General features: G+C 44.3%; 15 protein-coding genes. 2 read left to right on the top strand and 13 right to left on the bottom strand.

Annotated elements, in window-relative coordinates; genetic code table 11:
* Window position 1: 1 nt before the first annotated feature.
* Together G5B00_RS02940 and G5B00_RS02935 are read right to left on the bottom strand one after the other, a co-directional pair.
* Window positions 2-631, bottom strand: coding sequence for a 3'-5' exonuclease (locus G5B00_RS02940; RefSeq protein ID WP_240894363.1), 630 nt, complete (start codon window positions 629-631; stop codon window positions 2-4).
* A complete protein-coding gene (locus tag G5B00_RS02935) occupies window positions 631-1,911 on the bottom strand; it encodes a replication-associated recombination protein A (protein WP_163871758.1) in 1,281 nt (426 codons plus the stop codon). Before G5B00_RS02935 ends, G5B00_RS02940 begins: the two co-directional genes overlap by 1 nt.
* A 362-nt stretch (window positions 1,912-2,273) precedes the next feature.
* On the opposite strand from G5B00_RS02935, the gene prfB reads away from it, so the two are divergent.
* Window positions 2,274-3,357, top strand: a protein-coding gene (gene prfB, locus G5B00_RS02930) for a peptide chain release factor 2 (RefSeq protein WP_163871757.1) whose coding sequence is annotated in 2 segments (ribosomal slippage) — window positions 2,274-2,333 and window positions 2,335-3,357 — 1,083 coding nt in all. Because the reading frame shifts where the segments join, the coding sequence is not laid out codon by codon here.
* Between the two features lie 74 nt (window positions 3,358-3,431).
* Here prfB and dcd read toward each other — a convergent pair.
* Complete coding sequence (gene dcd, locus G5B00_RS02925; RefSeq protein ID WP_163871756.1) at window positions 3,432-3,968, bottom strand: dCTP deaminase; 537 nt, start codon at window positions 3,966-3,968, stop codon at window positions 3,432-3,434.
* A gap of 153 nt (window positions 3,969-4,121) precedes the next feature.
* On the opposite strand from dcd, the gene G5B00_RS02920 reads away from it, so the two are divergent.
* Complete coding sequence (locus tag G5B00_RS02920) at window positions 4,122-4,769, top strand: 4'-phosphopantetheinyl transferase family protein (RefSeq protein WP_163871755.1); 648 nt, start codon at window positions 4,122-4,124, stop codon at window positions 4,767-4,769.
* Here G5B00_RS02920 and G5B00_RS02915 read toward each other — a convergent pair.
* The 10 genes from G5B00_RS02915 to nuoH form a co-directional block, all read right to left on the bottom strand.
* Window positions 4,761-5,813, bottom strand: coding sequence for an AI-2E family transporter (locus G5B00_RS02915; protein ID WP_163871754.1), 1,053 nt, complete (start codon window positions 5,811-5,813; stop codon window positions 4,761-4,763). The genes G5B00_RS02920 and G5B00_RS02915 overlap by 9 nt on opposite strands.
* A 30-nt stretch (window positions 5,814-5,843) precedes the next feature.
* Window positions 5,844-6,620 carry an enoyl-CoA hydratase/isomerase family protein gene (locus G5B00_RS02910; protein WP_163871753.1) on the bottom strand — a complete coding sequence of 259 codons (777 nt, stop codon included), beginning with the start codon at window positions 6,618-6,620 and terminating at the stop codon, window positions 5,844-5,846.
* A gap of 4 nt (window positions 6,621-6,624) precedes the next feature.
* Complete coding sequence (locus G5B00_RS02905; RefSeq protein ID WP_163871752.1) at window positions 6,625-9,147, bottom strand: DUF5686 family protein; 2,523 nt, start codon at window positions 9,145-9,147, stop codon at window positions 6,625-6,627.
* A 164-nt stretch (window positions 9,148-9,311) separates the two neighbouring features.
* The gene (locus G5B00_RS02900; RefSeq protein ID WP_163871751.1) at window positions 9,312-10,694 is read right to left on the bottom strand and encodes an NADH-quinone oxidoreductase subunit N; all 1,383 of its coding nucleotides are present in this window, start codon (window positions 10,692-10,694) and stop codon (window positions 9,312-9,314) included.
* Window positions 10,695-10,717: 23 nt separating this feature from the next.
* Window positions 10,718-12,163, bottom strand: coding sequence for a NuoM family protein (locus tag G5B00_RS02895; protein ID WP_163871750.1), 1,446 nt, complete (start codon window positions 12,161-12,163; stop codon window positions 10,718-10,720).
* 12 nt (window positions 12,164-12,175) lie between these two features.
* On the bottom strand, window positions 12,176-14,089 hold the full coding sequence (gene nuoL / locus G5B00_RS02890; RefSeq protein ID WP_163871749.1) for an NADH-quinone oxidoreductase subunit L: 1,914 nt from the start codon (window positions 14,087-14,089) through the stop codon (window positions 12,176-12,178).
* Between the two features lie 28 nt (window positions 14,090-14,117).
* Window positions 14,118-14,447 (bottom strand): NADH-quinone oxidoreductase subunit NuoK, encoded by a 330-nt coding sequence (gene nuoK / locus G5B00_RS02885; RefSeq protein WP_163871748.1) that lies wholly within the window; start codon window positions 14,445-14,447, stop codon window positions 14,118-14,120.
* Window positions 14,447-14,944, bottom strand: coding sequence for an NADH-quinone oxidoreductase subunit J (locus G5B00_RS02880; protein WP_163871747.1), 498 nt, complete (start codon window positions 14,942-14,944; stop codon window positions 14,447-14,449). Before G5B00_RS02880 ends, nuoK begins: the two co-directional genes overlap by 1 nt.
* 4 nt (window positions 14,945-14,948) lie before the next feature.
* Window positions 14,949-15,470, bottom strand: coding sequence for a NuoI/complex I 23 kDa subunit family protein (locus tag G5B00_RS02875; RefSeq protein WP_163871746.1), 522 nt, complete (start codon window positions 15,468-15,470; stop codon window positions 14,949-14,951).
* A 107-nt stretch (window positions 15,471-15,577) separates the two neighbouring features.
* Window positions 15,578-16,615: an NADH-quinone oxidoreductase subunit NuoH gene (gene nuoH, locus G5B00_RS02870; protein ID WP_163871745.1), complete on the bottom strand. Its 1,038-nt coding sequence runs from the start codon at window positions 16,613-16,615 to the stop codon at window positions 15,578-15,580.
* Between the last annotated feature and the right edge of the window lie 5 nt (window positions 16,616-16,620).

Raw genomic sequence — 16,620 nt, 5'->3', positions numbered from 1 at the left:
ATTATCCAATGCTCATTACCGGAGCATGGTCTTGTTTTAAATAGAGCAATGCACTTCCTCTTGCGTCAGACAGTGCATCATGATGATCGAGCTGTATACCCATCATCTGGCAACAAAGATTGAGTTTGGTCTTTAAAAAACCCTTACTCCTATAAATATGACTTGTGCATATCCACGTTTCAGGCAGGCCCAATATACGGTAATCAAGCCCGTAATACTTCATCGTACGTTGCAAAACTGCCCGATCAAAGGCCTCATTGTGGGCGACCATCTTCTGTCCCTCCAATAAGGGCTTCAAAACAGGAAACAACTCTACAAAAGTAGGGGCATCCATGGTGTCTTTGGGTTTGATACCATGTACCCGTGTGGTCTGCCACATATATTTGTTGAGAGGTGGCCTCACGAGTGAATAATACTCGCGGACTATAATACCTTCTTCTACCTTGACCACTCCAACGGAACATACACTATTGTAGTCTGCCGTGGCCAATTCAAAATCAATCGCTGTAAACGTCTGCATCTCCACAAAAATAAAAAGTAAAAAGCGAAAGGGCAAATTAGTTGTCAGTTGACAGTAATCAGTGATCAGTACTGTTAAAACTGACCACTGCCTACTGATTACTGACCACATTAATACCCATATTTTTCTTTCCATTTTTCCCGTAGCGATTGCCGCAATTTTTCTTCCGCAGCATTGGATCCGGGATCATAAAGCCGCGTATCACTGATTTCATTAGGCAAAAATTCCTGTTCTACAAAATTACCCGAATAGGCATGTGCGTATTTGTATTCCGTTCCATAATCCAACTCCTTCATCAATTTCGTAGGAGCATTCCTCAAATGCAGCGGCACAGAAAGGTCTCCTGTACTACGGACCAAAGCCTGGGCCTTATTGATGGCTTCATAGGAAGCGTTGCTTTTGGCCGAACTGGCCAGATAGGTTACCGTCTGCGATAGAATGATCCTGGACTCTGGCCAACCGATGACATTGACAGCTTGAAAGCAATTGTTGGCTAGCAAAAGGGCATTGGGATTCGCATTGCCGATATCCTCCGACGCCAAAATCAATAAACGTCTCGCAATAAACGAAGGATCTTCCCCCCCTTCGATCATACGTGCCAACCAATATACGGCTGCATTGGGGTCCGACCCCCGAATAGATTTGATAAATGCAGAAATAATGTCGTAATGCTGCTCGCCTGTCTTGTCATAGCGAGCCATATTCTGCTGTACCTGCTGAAGGACAAAATCATTGGTAATGGGTCTATTGTAAGGTACCGCTGCATCGACCACGAGCTCAAAAACATTGAGCAACCGCCGCGCATCCCCTCCCGACAGCCGAATCAACGCTTCGTACTCCCGAATGTCGATCTTGTCGTTTTTGAGAAAATCATCTTCTCGAATGGCTTTTTGAATCAAAGATATCAAGTCTTGCTCATCCAGATTTTCGAGGACATATACCTGACAACGCGACAAAAGTGCAGAAATCACTTCGAAAGAAGGGTTTTCAGTTGTCGCGCCAATCAGTGTGACTAATCCTTTTTCCACCGCACCCAATAAAGAATCTTGCTGTGACTTGGAGAAGCGATGGATCTCATCAATGAAAAGTATAGGTTGAGAGTGGTCAAAGTTTTTCAGTTGTTCTGCTTTATCGATGACCTCGCGGACCTCTTTCACGCCTGATTTGATGGCACTCAGGCTAAAAAAAGGCCTGTCTAGTTCCTTGGCTATCAAATAGGCCAAACTGGTCTTGCCCACACCAGGAGGCCCCCATAGGATCATCGAAGGAATATTGCCTCGCTCAATAGCCGACCGCAAGACCGCACCCTCTCCCACAATATGCCGTTGCCCCGCATAATCTGCCAAGGTTTTGGGTCTCAATCGTTCTGCCAATGGAATACGTGTTGCCATAGTATCTGAATGTTGATGAACAAAATTATTAAACCTTTTAAAATATATCTGTGTAAAAATAAGAAATCCAAACCGAAATGCTAACATATTTAGCAGGCGCACGACAAAAATTCGTTTTTATGTCATGTCGACGATAGGAGACATCTGTTAGCCACAAAGATAGATTCCTCCTATCGTCGGAATGACAATGATTTTTCAACAATCTGCATTTTGTCGTGCACCCATATTTAGCACATTTTTGTAAAAATATACTTAGTACATGACATTTTTCAAAAAAGGCACTAAAAATCAAAATTGAGTAACAGTCCAGCATATAAAACAATCTATTTCTGTTTTCGCTTTTTACTTTTTACTTTTGGTGCATGACCAAAGAACAGATACAAGACTTGAGGGATAGAGTAACTTCCCTGAGGAGGCATCTTTGACATCGATGCCAAGAAAGAGGAAATCGCCAAATCCACGGAAATAACACTACGTCCAGACTTTTGGGATGCACCCAAAGAGGCAGAAAAAGTATTGCAATCCATCAAAAATCTCAAGATATGGACAGACCACTTCGATGAGGTGTCTTCTGCCGTGGAAGATACGGTGGTCATGTACGACTTTTTTCAGGCCGGGGAAGCAGAGGAGAGGGATGCGGAAGAGCAGTACCAACACGCCTTAGAGCAAGTCGAAGAACTAGAGTTCAAGAATATGTTGAGTGCCGAAGAGGATCAACTGGATGCCATCTTACAGATTACAGCGGGTGCAGGTGGTACCGAATCCTGCGACTGGGCCTCGATGCTGATGAGGATGTATATCATGTGGGGCGAAAAACATGGTTGCAAAGTAACCGAACAAGACTATCAGGAAGGTGATGTTGCCGGGATCAAAACCGTAACCCTACAATTTTCGGGCAACTTTGCCTATGGCTATCTCAAAGGAGAAAATGGTGTGCACCGTTTGGTACGTATCTCTCCTTTTGACAGCAATGCCAAGAGACATACTTCGTTTGCTTCGGTGTACGTCTACCCCTTGGTAGACGACAATATAGAGATCGAGGTAAAGGATTCGGAAATAGAATGGGACACGTTTCGGTCCGGTGGCGCCGGGGGACAAAATGTCAACAAGGTCGAAACGGCCGTGCGGTTGCACCACAAACCTACCGGCATCATCATCAAGAATCAGGAATCCAGATCGCAGCTTCAAAACAAAGAGAATGCTTTGCGCTTGCTAAAGTCTCAACTCTATGAGATCGAAATGCGTAAGCGGCAGGAAGCTTCAGCAGCAATCGAAGGTTCCAAGAAAAAAATAGAGTGGGGGTCACAGATCCGCAACTATGTGTTGCATCCGTACAAGCTTATCAAAGATTTACGAACCAATACGGAAACTTCCAATACGCAGGCTGTATTGGATGGCGAGCTGGATGAGTTTTTGAAAGCTTATCTGATGGAGTTTGGCGGGTAATATTTAGAGCAAAGACAGAAAGAACAAGGAACAAAGACAGTTGTCCTTAATCCTTGTTCCTTTATCTTTAATCCCTAAAAAGCATTTTTCCACATCATACTTTCCACCGGACGAATGGTTTTGCTGTTGTATTTTGCATTTCCTTTGGAATTGTAGAACGTCTCGATATCACCGTCTACCACAAAATAGATCAACTGTCCGATCGGCATACCTGCATATACGCGCACAGGTTGTGCCACCGATATTTCCAAGGTCCAGGTATTGCAAAATCCAACATCTCCTTTTCCGGCAGTAGCATGGATATCTATACCCAGACGTCCCGTACTGGATTTACCCTCGAGAAAAGGCACATGTGCATGTGTCTCGGTATATTCCAATGTCACACCCAGATACAACGTGCTTGGTTGCAGGACATATCCTTCTTCTGGTATCTCAAAGTGCTCTATTTCATTGTGCCTCCTGGCGTCCAGCACCCCATCCTTATATTTGGCCAGGTATTTCCCCAGATGCACATCATACGAGTTTGTGCCAAGACACCTCCGATCAAACGGTTCAATGACAATGGAACCTCTTTCTATTTCTTCCAGTATTCTAATATCCGATAATATCATACGATTGTTTTACAGGTCGGTCAAGTCCAACGTGCCCCAAAAATACATTATTACTTTGAATTTGAACAACTTTTAATTGATAGACGTCCGTACGGGCAAAACATTTTTTGCCCCTACTTTTTACTTTTCCCTTTTTACTCTTTACTTTTACGTATGGCTTTAGCATATCTCCGGGAACTGGACAGCGACACGAAGTTTGCGATTTGGAAAATAGAAGAAACCGCAGCCGAACTAATGGACAAGCTGCAATTGGATGAAGCGGAAAAGAACAAGTTGCAACAGCTGAGCAAAGGCAAACGTACATTGCACTGGCTGGCTACCCGTGTGCTGCTCCGCTATTTGTTGCAGACGGATCAATACATACATTGTCCCTCTGATGCAAACGGTAAGCCCTACTTACCGGACTATCCGTATGAGCTTTCGCTCACACATTCTTTTGACTTTGCCGGAGTGATCCTCAGCACAAAAGGGCCCTGTGGTATCGACCTCGAAATCGTCAAAGAGAAAGTAGTCCGTATAAAAGAGAAATTTCTCAAGCCCGAAGAACTGCTATTCATTCGAAAAGAGGACGAAATCGCCCAATTGTATGCCTGTTGGTGCGCAAAAGAAGCCGTGTACAAACTACAAGGCAATAGAGGTGTTTCCTTTCTGGAAAACATGACCATACATCCGTTTACCTATCGCCCACAGGGTGTGATGACCGTAGATCTCTTCAAAGATCAGCGGAAATTCTCCTTTCAGGTGTATTATGAAAAATTCCAGGAGTATATGTTAGGGTATGTGGTCGAGGATTCACAATGATTGTCCATCCTCAAGCATTTGTTTTTTGAGTGCCAACCTTTTATTGGACTTATAGATACGGATCGCAATCAAAAAGTACGTCAGGAGCAACGGTCCATATACAAGACCCATGATCCCAAATAGGGGAATACCAATAATCACACCCACCACCGTAATGACAGGATGGATATCTCCTATCTTTTTGGCAATGATAAATCGGAGAACATTGTCAATATTGATGACCAATCCGAATCCCCAAATCAGTAGCCCCACACCTTGCCAGGTACTTCCCTGCGCAAGCATAATGACCGCCGCAGGCACAAAAATCAATGGAGGGCCAAGTAACGGTATAAAAGAAAGTATAGCACATATCACACCCCAGAATAGGGCATCATTGGCACCAAAGATCCAGAAACCCAAAGCCAGACAGCTCCCTTGTACGATAGCAATAAAGGTCTGCCCGATGATATTCGAATAGGTAATGTTTTTTAGTTCCTCGCCAAATACAACAGCACTCTCATCGTCAAAAGGCATATAATGAATCAGGCTATTTTCAAACCCCTTATAATTGACAAATAGAAAATAAAGGATGAAATACATGACTGTGACCTCCAAGAACAAATTGGCAGCACCCCCCAATACGGATGTCAATAGCCCACCCACATACGAAGCACTCGCTTCGAGCTGTTCTTTGAGAAAATCGGGTTTGCCCAATTTATCACCGGCAAATGTATTGACCGCGTCCACGAGTTGATTGACCCAGATAGGATCCCGCTGCAATTCGATAGCCTTGTTGACCAGCATCGTACCAATTCCCGCAAAGGGCAACACAATGATAAATATCGAAAGGATAATAATCGTCACAGCAGAGAGCGGCTTTGGCCATCGCCATTTTTCGATCAAAAACATGTTCAGCTTACGAAACAGCGTGTACATGACCAACGTGCCCAATATAGCACCGTATATTCCCTTCAAGGCATACAGCAGTATTGCCCCCAATACAATGACAATGATGAGGATAATGATATTTCTTTCCCGCTGGGAAAAGACCGGGTTACTACTCATAAAAAAGTTTTATAATGACATAACAATCGTCTAGAAATTTGGTTTTCGTCTTTCCAGAAACGCTTGCACGCCCTCTTTGCAGTCGTCTGTACCAAAGCTCTCTCCAAAAAGTTCTATTTCCCGTCGCTGTCCCTGCCGGCTATCTTCCAAACCTGTCTGTACAGCCGTAATCGCTTTGGAGATCGCTTGCCCTGACCGAGTGCTTATTTTATCCAATAGCTCCCGGCACGCACTCATTAACTCCGCCAAGGATACTACCCGATTGACCAAACCCCATTGCAAAGCTTCGGCCGCGTCAATCATGTCTCCCGTCATAATCATTTCCAGGGCTTTGCCGCGTCCGACAAGCTGAGGAAGCCTTTGTGTACCACCATAGCCAGGGATGATACCCAATGAAACTTCCGGCAAACCAAATTTCGCATTGTCCGATGCCACACGGATATGACAAGCCATCGCCAGCTCCAACCCTCCACCTAGCGCAAAGCCGTTCACAGCAGCAATAATAGGTTTTGGAAAACTTTGGATACGATCCATAATATGGAAATGCCCATACGCGGCCTTTTTTTTGGCCTCTCCTATACTTAACCCCACAAACTCTCCAATATCTGCACCGGCTACAAAAGCCTTTTCGCCGGCACCTGTCAAAACAATACCTCGAACAGCATTATCATTTTCCAACAGGTCCAATGCCTGCGCCAGCTCGTGTAGTGTCTCTTGGTTCAAGGCGTTTAGCTTGGATTCCCTGTTGATGGTCAAGGTAACGAATGCTTTTTCCCGTTCAACAATAATGGTCTGAAATGTTTTCATAGGATTAAAAATCAATGTTCAACGAAACTTTAAACCGCTCCCCTTTGACGTTTGGATGTTCCAAATAATTATAGCGGTAAAAATACTGCACCCGGAGTACTTTCAGCACATTGTCTAGCCCAACGTACCCTTCCCAATACGGATATTTGCCTATTGGATAGGTCAGTATCTCTCCTTTATCGTTCTTATCAAAATGTACGACCCGGTCACTCTTATAGGGATTATTGATATCCGACAATTGTCCATAAAACATCTTAGCCCCCCAAATCTCCCGTAGCCTGAACCATTTGAGCAGTGGTATCTTGTTCAGAATAAAACCTTGAAACTCATGATCGTAAGAAAATTTCACAAACTGGTCGGCCACAAACTCCATCGAATTGATCAATTCAAAGGACATCGTATGTCTATCGTTGCTTGCCTGCACATTAGGCATCTCCAATAAAGGATATGGCAATGCGCCCCAGATCTTCCCTCCCGTGACGGTCATGTCTCCAAAGCCGAGCTGATTCATAAACCAACGCCTGGAGATCGATACACGCAACGCATCGTAGGTAAAATTGCTATCCCAAAATCCATCCAACCCCCTGTTGTACTGCACATTAAAGACAGGGTGTTTTTCGATAATGGTTCTGCGATTGATGTTGCGGTAATAAAACTTCTCCTTTGGAGCCCACCTCAATACAAACTGTAGATCATTGGTATTGATGGCCTCCAGTTCTTCATTCGGATTGCCTGACAAGGGAAAAGTCAGGTCACCAAGAGGGGTGCGCCGCTGATGCGTAAAATGTGTAGCGATACTCAAATGATTGCCAAATTCAAGAATATGTCCCAACCGGTACGCATCCGTATCCAACCATTTTAAAGGCCGCGTCGAACGAAATCCTTGAAAAAAACTATCCCCTTTCAAAAAACCCAGATTTCTCCCCGGGTCAAATACATCATGCTGAACCATCCCTTCCAGATAATGTGCGGGAAAAGTAAAAACCGATTTTCCATTCAACGATTGTGCTATCCTGCCGTAATATTTGACGTCTTGATCCTTTGTACCGTATGCGAGATACCCTTCGAGATAGGTCTTCTCCGAAAATTCTCCCGTAGTCCTGCCACCCAAACGGAAGCGATTACCTTCCCAGTTGTTTTGGTGATACGTGTATTCCAATGGACCCAATTCAAATTTGCCCAACGAATAATAGCTTTGTGCCAACACATAGCCAATGGACAGCAGCGTGTTGAATGTCTTCACATTATTGAGGCTATCCACGTTTGTGTACGTCCTACGCTCTACGCTGTTGAGCGCTACGGGACGCACACCAGACAAAGACAACGATGGGTCTATCTTTATCTCCGTAGGAGCACCCGCTATAATATGTGACGGGATATCGTCTTTAAAATTATAACGGCTATTGAGACTCATACGTTCGCCAAACACGGCATCCCTCTTACCTCGACCAAATATGACCAGCACACGGGATGTGTCTTGCAGCATAATCCCCTCCTCATCGGGCGAATACGATAGATTCATTGTCAATCCATTGACCCAATTGAGGTTCGTCTTCTCATCTATCTGCATCCGTGCTTCCTTCACAGCATATCGGTCATCCAGGGAAATAATCAGTTCCCCTTTAAAAAGTAAATCTTTCGTATTGAAGGGCTCAAAACGTAATCGGGCAAACAGCTCTTTTCCTGTCTTTATCGTATCCTGCAGATAATACTTATAATAAATCTTTGCATTATCGGCTATGGGGCTCAGAAACTGCTTATTGATAAAGAATATACTCTCATCGTAGATATCGACAGGTTGGAGCAAGAAATTCAGATAAGACTGTATGTTGGCGTTGTTGATATATTTGGGATTAAATTCTGTTTTCTCGTTTGCGCGGACGATCTTTTTGGATCGTGAGGGATTTTGCTTGGTATAGTTGTCCGAAACCACTTCTTCCATATACATGGTCAAAAGCTCATTGCCCGGCATGGCACTGGTATCCACATTTTGGAAGAAAAAGTTCATTTTGCCCATTTTTGTCTTGAGCAATTCGTTAGGGTCGACCAACCCAAACTTTATCTTCTCGTATTGCTGGTAATACAGGTTGTCCTTTTTCGAAAGTTTATTCTTGCTCTTGTGTCGGATGACCAAGTCAATTAGTTCTGTCGCTGGGTTTCTCCTTTTGTATTTGACCCGTCTGCTGACATCTACCACATCTATAGTATGCTTATCCGAATCCAGATACACCTCCAAAACGGTATCCTGTTGGCTTATCTCTGTGGTTTCGGATCTATATCCTATACGGGAAAAGGTAAGCTGACGGTCAGAAGAAGACAGTACAATCTGGAAAAACCCACTTGTATCGGTAGAGGTGCCTATCGAAGAAACATTTGCCCGTACAGACACACCAGCAATAGCTTTACCATCAAGGCTATCGTACACCCTGCCCGTTAGTTTTGTCTGAGCCAAACCGGGAGTGATCAGTAACGTCGCATATATAGTAAGGGCAAGATGTCGTAACAGCAAAACAAACTCTTCTCTCATAAACACTTCTAGTCGATTATAAAGATACGACTTGTGGATAAAGTTTAAAATTATTCTAAAAAAAAGCTGTTACATTCAAATAGTAGACAGGCTGCCGATGAAATAAAAAGACCTGACAGGTTTTTAAAAATCTGTCAGGCCTGGAAAGTATATTACATTACCAACTAAAATAACCCAATCAAACAATCGGGATAAATCCCAACTGCCAAGGTCAAAATAGCTGCTATGATAAACACGGCTTTAAAATTCAATGGCATCACAACAGTTTCTGCTCCCTCTTCAGCCGTCTTAAAGTACATGTGTACAATAACTCGCAAGTAATAAAATACCCCAATGATCGCATTGATGGCCGCCAAAGCCAACAAGACCACGTGGTAGTCGCCCATGACACCTGTAAACATCATGAACTTACCGATAAAACCTGCTGTCAACGGGATACCTGCCAGAGAGAACATAGCCAAGGCCACGATGGCTGCCAGCAACGGATTGGACTTGCCCAGCCCATTGAAAGCCAGAAACTGATCCGATCCCTGCGATTTCTTGACCAATATCAAAGCTCCAAAACCAACAATGGACGACAACGAATAAGCCAGCGCATAGACAAAAACCGAAGAAGCCGCATTTGGTCCCAAGCTCAATATCGCAAACAACATATATCCTGCATGCGCAATACTGGAGTAGGCCAACATCCGCTTAAAGCTCGTCTGCATCATGGCCGAAATATTTCCGACGAACAAAGTAATCACGATCACGACCAAAAGGACAGGTGTCCAAAACTCATTCAAAGCACCAAACACATAATCAAACAAACGTAGGAAACCGGCAAAGGAAGCCACCTTGACCACAGTACTCATAAAAATCGTCACCAAAATCGGAGACCCATCGTACACATCTGCTGTCCAGAAGTGAAATGGAGCCGCACCGACTTTAAAACACAGACCAATCAATAACAACAATATCCCACCGTAGAACAAGGGTGATATCTGTTGCGTATCGATGACATACTGACGTACGCCAGCCAGATCAAACGTCCCCGTAGCACCATACAATAATGTAATCCCGAACAAGAGGAAGCCGGTCGAAAAAGCCCCCATAATGAAGTACTTCAACGAAGCCTCATTGGAGTAAAGGTCTTTTTTTCGGATACCTGCCAAGATGTACAAAGCTACTGACATGATCTCTATACCGATAAACAGCATCGCAAAATTGTGGTAAGAAGACACCAACAACGCTCCTGTCAAAGAGAACACGATCAAGCAGTAATACTCGGCTACATTGTTGCTGATGGCACTAAAATACGCTTTGGACAGAAACAACGTCAAGGCGGTCAGCAAGATACACAGCATGGAGAAAGACAGCGCAAAGTGGTCAAAAAGCACCATACCATGGTAGACCGGAGCAGCCTCCTTTCCCCATTCGCTGACTTCAAAACCCAATGCCACCAACAGACCCAATAAAGTAACGGGCAATAATGCGTTCTTCGCTTTATATAATCCTAAATAAAGTAACAGTATGCCTAACAATGATAGCGTGATAATCGCACCCATAATCTCTTAACTATATAATCGCTTTAAAAATTGATTTGTTCCACCAAACGTGTGACCGATGCTTCCGATAGATGCAACAATGCATTCGGATAGACACCTATCGCCACGATCAAGACTACAATGACACCCAGTACCAACACCTCATATCCTTTTATATCCGTCACGCTGGCATACTTCGGATCCAATGGCCCCAACATCGTCTTCTGAAACAAACGCAACATGTACACCGCTCCGAAGATCAACGTAAGACCTGCTATAGCCATCGCCCAAGTATTCACCTCAAACAATCCCTTCAACAAAAGGAATTCACCGATAAATCCATTGGTCAATGGCAAACCTATACCTGCCATAATAATGATCAGAAAAAATACAGCCAACCTACGTGTACGATCGGCTAGACCTCCCAGTTCGCCCAATAGACGTGTTCCTGTCTTGCTTTCTATAATATCGATCACATAGAACAAGCCTACCACTACGATACCGTGATTGACCATCTGTATCATCGCACCTTGCAATCCTGTCGCATTCCAGGCAAATACGCCCGCACTGATCAGCCCGACGTGTGCAATGGAAGAATATGCAATCAAACGCTTGGCATCACCCTGTTGAAAAGCAATGATAGAAGCATATACAATGCCGACAATACACAATATCAATGCGATAGAGCCATAAGCTGATACGCCAAAAGGTACGATAGGTATCAACCAACGGATCAAGCCATATACCCCCATCTTCAGCATAATCCCTGCCAGCAACATGGCTCCGGCCGCAGGTGCATTCGTGTATGTGTCGGGTTGCCAGGTATGAAACGGTAAGATCGGGATTTTAATGGCAAAGGCAAGGAAAAAAGCCCAGAATATCCATCGCTGTTCCGATTCGCTCAAGATAAGATGGATAAAAGAAGTCCATTCAAAATCTTTGTTTGGGTTCTGCTGATACAGGTAAATAATACCGATCAGCATAAAAATACTACCCAAAAATGTGTACACAAAGAATTTCAGATTGACCCGTACCCGATCGGGGCCTCCCCATAAGGCACATATAAAATAAATCGGTATCAAAGCAATTTCCCATCCCACATAGAAGCTAAACGCATCTAAAGCCGTGAACACCAATAGGAGCCCCGTTTGCATAAACAGCACCAAGGCATAGAAACTCCCTTTGTGCTCCTTGCCAAAAGAAGATAGGACAATAAGCGGGATAAGCACATTGGTCAATAGCACCAAAGGCAAGCTGATACCATCCATACCGATATGAAAGGATATGCCCAGACTGGATATCCACGGAAAAACTTGTTCAAACTGTACCTCAGCATTCGGTATGAAAGTACATACAAACGGTATGGTCAAAGCCAATTGCACCAAAGATGCCACCAACCCCAACCACTTAGCCACAGGAGCAGACCGGACAAAACTCAGTGCTATCGCACTGACGGTAGGAAATAACAGCAGTATAAATAGGTTATCCATCGAATTTAAAAACTAAACATGCAAAAATCCATACAACATAATCGCCACGATCCCGATCACCATCATAAATATATAGAACCCAACGTGACCATTCTGTATCTGACGAATACCTCTGCCCGATAGAACAAAGAATTCACCTACGGCATTGACCAGACGATCTATTCCCCCACGGTCAAACACCTTGTAAAACACGATTGAAAGCGCATCCAATGGTTTCACGACCAGCGTGTCGTACAATTCATCAATATAAAACTTATGGTAAGAAAGCTTATACAAGAAACTCGGTTCAGCCACTTCGTTTGTTGATGTCAAACGGCCATATTTATTTAAGGCAAAGATAGCCATCCCTACCGCACCTACTGTCGACACAGCCATCAGTATATACTCTGTGCTGTGGGACAGGTGAAATGGCGTTGCTACCGCATTCGTATCTGCAAATACTGGGCTGAGGAATTCGCCCAACCAATGTCCGCCACCAAGTGCCTCCGGTACATTCAACAAACCACCTACAGCCGATAAAACTGCCAACACAATCAAAGGAAAGGTCATCTGCCATGGTGACTCGTGCAAATGATGCTTCTGTTCCTCCGTACCCCTGAACTTGCCAAAAAATGTCATGGACAACAAGCGGAACATATAAAAAGCCGTACACAACGCCCCGATAAAACCCAATACCCAAAAAACCGGACTGGCAAAAAAGGCATGTGCCAAAATTTCGTCTTTGGAGAAAAAGCCCGACAATGGCGGAATACCGGCTATCGCAACCGTACCGATCAGCATCGTGATATAAGTGACAGGTAAGTTCTTTTTCAGTCCTCCCATCATCCGCATATCCTGTTCATTGCTCATCGCATGGATGACCGATCCTGCGCCCAAGAACAACAAGGCTTTGAAGAAGGCATGCGTCAATACATGGAAAAATGCGCCCGTAAAGGCACCTACTCCCAAGCCTAAGAACATATAGCCCAATTGAGATACCGTAGAATAGGCCAATACCTTCTTGATATCATTCTGCGTAATGGCAATGAAGGCTGCCAAAAGTGCCGTCGCAATACCAACCACCGTAATGACCTGCATCGTAACCGGTGATAAGGTGAATAAGATATTCGAACGGGCGATCATGTAGATACCTGCCGTCACCATCGTCGCCGCATGGATCAAGGCCGATACCGGTGTAGGGCCCGCCATCGCGTCCGGCAACCAGGTAAACAAAGGCAATTGCGCTGATTTGCCCGTAGCTGCCACAAACAACATCAACGTGATCAGTAACAATGCTGCATCACCCATCGGGAATTGGGCGGCCTTAGGAAAGACTTCTGCAAATTCCAACGACCCGAAAGTGGCTATGATCGCAAACACAGCTATCAGAAAGCCCAGATCTCCGATCCGGTTCATCACAAAAGCTTTCTTTGCTGCCGAGGAATAATCCGAGTTTTTGTACCAAAAACCAATCAGCAGATAAGAACAGAGACCTACACCTTCCCAACCGATAAACATGATGAGGTAATTGGACCCCAACACCAACAACAACATGAAAAAGATGAAGAGGTTCAAGTACGAGAAGAATTTCCCAAAACCTTCATCGTGTAGCATGTAGCCATACGAATATACATGGATTAAAAAACCTATACCGGTCACGATGAGCAACATCAAGCTGCTCAACGGGTCCAACAAAAAGGAAAAGGACAATTTAAAATTACCTACCGAAATCCAGTCAAACAATTGGTGCATATATGCTCCACTCTCTCCTGCATCGCGCCAGGCCCTAACCTCTCCAAAAAGCACACAGCTTATCAAAAACGAAACAAGCACCACACCACTTCCGATGATTCCGATCAGGGACTTAGGCAATATCTTCTGCCCCAAACCATTGATCAAGAAACCAACCAAAGGCAACAAAGGAATTAACCAAATAAGTTCTTTCATAAATAAGTATCTAAGTCTGCTTATATATTTACCAACGCAATTTGCTCAACGACTCCAAATCTACAGATTTCGTATTTCGGTACACCATGATGACAATAGCCAGTCCCACAGCAACCTCTGCCGCAGCCAACGCCATGACAAAAAACACAAATACCTGTCCACTGGCATCTCCCCGGTATGCCGAGAAAGCAGCCAATAACAGATTGACCGAGTTCAGCATCAGCTCAATGGACATCATGATGATGATGACATTGCGGCGGATCAACACGCCGACCACACCGATCGCAAAAATGATACTACAGAAAATCAAATAATGATTTAACGGTATCCCCTGTATATGTTGAATGATATGATCCATTAGGCTTCCTTCGTTTCTTTTTTAGCTAATAATATGGCACCGACCATCGCCGTCAACAACAATATGGACGATAGCTCGAACGGCAACAAAAATTCATCAAACAATACCTTTCCCAGATTTTTTACCAAACCAACATCCGAATTACCCGTCACAAAACCATTATCCAATTCGATCACCCGAAAGGCTCCCAGAAACGTAGCTAGCAGACACATCCCTGCTACGGCTCCCATGATCTTGACCAGATTGGACTTCATTGGTTCGGTATCCTTATTGAGATTCAAGAGCATCAGTACGAACAGGAACAATACCATGATCGCACCCATATACACAATGAAATTGACCACAGCCAAAAACTGGGCATTGAGCATGATGTAATGTACCGTAAACGTGAAAAAAGTAATCACCAGATAGAGTACACTGTGCACCGGATTCTTCGTAAAGATGGTCATCAGCGCAAAGAAAATAGACAAAAAAGCTACAAAATAAAATGCGGTCATGAGCTTATATTTTTTCCTGTTTTAGTTGGGTAATATCAAATTTTGGTTCGACCAGTTTATCCTTCCCGTATATAAAGTCCTTACGCAGATAGTCTGCGGTCACATGCGGACCATCCAGATAGATCGCCTCTTTGGGGCAAGCCTCCTCACACAATCCGCAGAAAATACAACGCAACATATTGATCTCGTACACCGCTGCATATTTCTCTTCCCTGTACAGATGCTCCTCACCTTTCTTGCGCTCAGCAGCGATCATCGTAATCGCTTCGGCCGGACAGGACAGAGCACACAAGCCACAAGCTGTACACCGCTCCCTTCCCTGCTCGTCACGTTTCAGCGAATGCTGTCCCCTAAAATTCTTGGAATAAGGGCGTATCTGTTCCGGATATTTGATCGTCGGGATCTTCTTAAAAAAATGTCGTATGGTAATCGAAAGCCCCTTAGCAATGGCAGGCAAGTACATGCGCTCCCATATATTCATCGGCTTTTGCTCGAGTACCTTTTTTCTATTGCTTAATGACTGCATAGTTTATTTTTTCTTTCTTGTGACCCTGTTAACTTGTGATCTTGTTATCCTGTTAACTCGATAACTCGTTCACTTGATAACTTGTTAACCCGTTCACTTGATAACTCTTAAAAATATGTATCCTTTACTAACGTAACCACCCCGGTCAACACAATATTGGCAATGGCCAACGGTATCAATATCTTCCATCCCAGATTCATCAACTGGTCGTAGCGAAAACGTGGCAATGTCCAACGAATCCACATGAAGAAAAAGATAAACCCGAATATTTTCAAAAAGAACACCAACACACCGATGACCGTAATCCAGTTTTGGGACAATCCCAGGTCATACATGAACGGAAAGTTGTACCCACCGAAATAGAGCGATGCCATCAAGGCCGAGGAGACAAACATATTGATATATTCCGAAAACATGTACAAACCCAACTTCATCGACGAATACTCGGTGTGATAGCCACCGACCAGTTCGGTTTCACATTCGGGCAAATCGAAAGGCACCCGGTTACATTCTGCAAAAGCACATGTAATAAACACCAGAAAACCCAAAGGTTGCACCCAAATATTCCAGTTGACAAAACCGGATTGCTGTGCAACGATCTCGCCTACGGACAATGTACCTGTGACCATCAATAAGGCGATCAACGACAGCCCCATGCCGATCTCATAGCTGATACTCTGCGAAGCAGCCCGGATAGCTCCCATGAGGGAAAACTTGTTGTTCGACGCCCAACCGCCCAACATAATACCGTACACACCCAAAGCAATCACACCAAAAATGTACAACACGCCGATATTAACGTCTGCCACCTGTAATGAAACAGCCTTGCCATTGATCACGAGCTCCTGTCCCCAAGGGATCACAGCCGAACTGATACAGGCCGTAATGATAGCAATGACAGGCCCCAGGATAAACAAAGGCTTGTGCGCGCCTGCCGGAATGATCTCTTCCTTGAAAAAAAATTTCCCTCCATCACATAAAGGTTGGAGCAGGCCAAATATACCAGCCCGATCCGGGCCATACCTATCCTGCATAAAACCGGCGACCTTACGCTCTGCCAATGTAGAGTACATCGCTATAACCAAGGTTACCGTAAAAATGATAACCACCAAAATCAACTTCTCTAAAATAAAAGCAACTTCCATCCTCG

It is taken from the genome of Parapedobacter sp. SGR-10, assembly GCF_011030405.1.
Lineage (GTDB): Bacteria > Bacteroidota > Bacteroidia > Sphingobacteriales > Sphingobacteriaceae > Sphingobacterium.
Note: the sequence above shows the minus strand (reverse complement) of the source record. Positions and strands in the feature narration are given on the sequence as shown.

Bases quoted from the DNA above. Each gene is read 5' to 3' on its own strand.
- G5B00_RS02940 (WP_240894363.1), bottom strand. From the start codon at position 631: ATGTGGTCAGTAATCAGTAGGCAGTGGTCAGTTTTAACAGTACTGATC.
- G5B00_RS02935 (WP_163871758.1), bottom strand. From the start codon at position 1,911: ATGGCAACACGTATTCCATTGGCAGAACGATTGAGACCCAAAACCTTG.
- dcd (WP_163871756.1), bottom strand. From the start codon at position 3,968: ATGATATTATCGGATATTAGAATACTGGAAGAAATAGAAAGAGGTTCC.
- G5B00_RS02920 (WP_163871755.1), top strand. From the start codon at position 4,122: ATGGCTTTAGCATATCTCCGGGAACTGGACAGCGACACGAAGTTTGCG.
- G5B00_RS02915 (WP_163871754.1), bottom strand. From the start codon at position 5,813: ATGAGTAGTAACCCGGTCTTTTCCCAGCGGGAAAGAAATATCATTATC.
- G5B00_RS02910 (WP_163871753.1), bottom strand. From the start codon at position 6,620: ATGAAAACATTTCAGACCATTATTGTTGAACGGGAAAAAGCATTCGTT.
- G5B00_RS02905 (WP_163871752.1), bottom strand. From the start codon at position 9,147: ATGAGAGAAGAGTTTGTTTTGCTGTTACGACATCTTGCCCTTACTATA.
- G5B00_RS02900 (WP_163871751.1), bottom strand. From the start codon at position 10,694: ATGGGTGCGATTATCACGCTATCATTGTTAGGCATACTGTTACTTTAT.
- G5B00_RS02895 (WP_163871750.1), bottom strand. From the start codon at position 12,163: ATGGATAACCTATTTATACTGCTGTTATTTCCTACCGTCAGTGCGATA.
- nuoL (WP_163871749.1), bottom strand. From the start codon at position 14,089: ATGAAAGAACTTATTTGGTTAATTCCTTTGTTGCCTTTGGTTGGTTTC.
- nuoK (WP_163871748.1), bottom strand. From the start codon at position 14,447: ATGGATCATATCATTCAACATATACAGGGGATACCGTTAAATCATTAT.
- G5B00_RS02880 (WP_163871747.1), bottom strand. From the start codon at position 14,944: ATGACCGCATTTTATTTTGTAGCTTTTTTGTCTATTTTCTTTGCGCTG.
- G5B00_RS02875 (WP_163871746.1), bottom strand. From the start codon at position 15,470: ATGCAGTCATTAAGCAATAGAAAAAAGGTACTCGAGCAAAAGCCGATG.
- nuoH (WP_163871745.1), bottom strand. From the start codon at position 16,615: ATGGAAGTTGCTTTTATTTTAGAGAAGTTGATTTTGGTGGTTATCATT.